This window comes from Brachybacterium sp. HMSC06H03 (assembly GCF_001807385.1).
Classification (GTDB): Bacteria; Actinomycetota; Actinomycetes; order Actinomycetales; family Dermabacteraceae; genus Brachybacterium; species Brachybacterium conglomeratum.
The window spans coordinates 1-1,673 of sequence record NZ_KV788801.1; the positions used below are offsets into that span (position 1 = coordinate 1).

2 protein-coding genes are annotated in these 1,673 nt (G+C 71.7%); one reads left to right on the forward strand and one right to left on the reverse strand.

Annotated elements, in window-relative coordinates; all coding sequences use genetic code 11:
* A partial coding sequence (locus HMPREF3159_RS08995) for an ABC transporter substrate-binding protein (protein WP_141748151.1) occupies nt 1–1,323 on the forward strand: 1,323 nt, incomplete at its 5' end.
* A gap of 71 nt (nt 1,324–1,394) precedes the next feature.
* Here the strand turns inward: HMPREF3159_RS08995 and HMPREF3159_RS09000 are convergent.
* Nucleotides 1,395–1,673: ROK family protein (locus tag HMPREF3159_RS09000; RefSeq protein WP_141748152.1), on the reverse strand; the 279-nt coding region annotated here is incomplete at its 5' end.

Genomic DNA, 1,673 nt, shown 5'->3' on the forward strand with positions numbered 1-1,673 from the left:
GCGGCGCTGGCCGCGGGCGCCGCGGGCACCGTCGCGCTCAGCTCCTGCGGGACGAGCGCCGCCCCGCCCGGCGCCACCGAGATCGACTACTGGCTGTGGGACGCGAACCAGCTGCCCGCCTACTCCGCCGCGATCGATGCGTTCATGGCCCAGAACCCCGACGTCTTCGTGCGGATCACCCAGCTGGGCTGGGACGACTACTGGACGAAGCTCACCGCGGGCTTCGTCGCGGGCGCCGGCCCCGACGCCTTCGCCGACCACCTGGCGCGCTTCCCGGAGTTCGTCAGCCTCGGCGTGATCGCACCGCTGGACGATCTCGCACCGCTGGCCGACGTCACCGCCGACCGCTTCCAGGACGGCCTGCAGGAGCTGTGGACCGGCCAGGACGGGAAGCGCTACGGCATCCCGAAGGACTACGACACCATCGCGGTGATGTACGACAAGGGGATGCTCGAGGAGGAGGGGCTGACAGATGACGATCTCGCGAGCCTGGACTGGAACCCCGAGGACGGCGGCTCCTTCGAGCGCCTGCTCGCCCGGCTCACGATCGACGAGAACGGCGTGCGCGGCGACGAGGAGGGCTTCGATCCGACGCGCGTGGCGCGCTACGGCATGGGCGCCGACACCGGCATCGACTACGTCGGCCAGTCCACCTGGTCCGCCTTCGCCTTCTCGACCGGCTGGACCTTCACCGACGCCGACACCTGGGGCACGACCTTCCACTACGACGACGACCGCTTCGCGGCGACGATCGACTGGTTCTTCGGGCTCGTGGACAAGGGCTTCTTCCCGCCCTTCGGCATGTTCGGCGACTCCAGCCCCGTCCAGACCCAGGTGCAGTCCGGGAAGGCGGCGCTGGGCCTGGCCGGGTCGTGGATGATCTCGACCTGGGCGAACCTCGAGGGCGTCGACCTCGGGATCGCTCCGCTGCCGACGGGGCCGATCGGCACCCCGATGTCGATGTTCAACGGCCTGGGCGACTCGATCGCCGCGCAGTCGGAGAACAAGGAGGAGGCGGCGCGGCTGATCGCCTTCCTCGCCTCCGACGAGGCGCAGCGGATCATCGGCGAGCGCGCCCCGTTCTTCCCCGCGACCGACGTGGGCACGGAGACCGCGATCGCGGCCTATGCGGATCGGGGCCTGGACGTCACCCCGTTCACGGACCGGGTCGCCGAAGGCGAGACCGGCCGGTACCCGCTGGTGGAGAACTCCGCCGCGATCATGTCGATCATGCAGCCGGCCTTCGACCAGTGCTGGATGCGGCGGATCGACGGCGCGGACTTCGCGGCCTACAACGAGCGGGTCAACGCGCTGTTCCAGTGACGGATGCGTCCACGTGACGTCCATGCCCGGGCTGCGATGCCCGGGAGCCGGGGCGTCGGCGGCGGGGTCGCTCAGACCTCGCCGCCGACGAACTCCTGGATCGCGATGACCGCGGCGCCGCGCGCCCACTGGTCGAAGTCCCCGCCGAGCTCTCGCAGGACGAGGTCCTGCTGCGCGATGGGGAGCGAGGCGCGCAGGGTCCGCTCGAACTCCCCGTCGGCCGCGAGCACCAGGTCGATCGTCTCCCCGCCGAGCACGATCGCCTCGGGGTCGACGACGGCGACCACGGCGGCGGCGGCGCGCGCGAGGGTGCGGGCGAGGTCCGCGCTGAGGGCGCGGGCGGCGGGGTC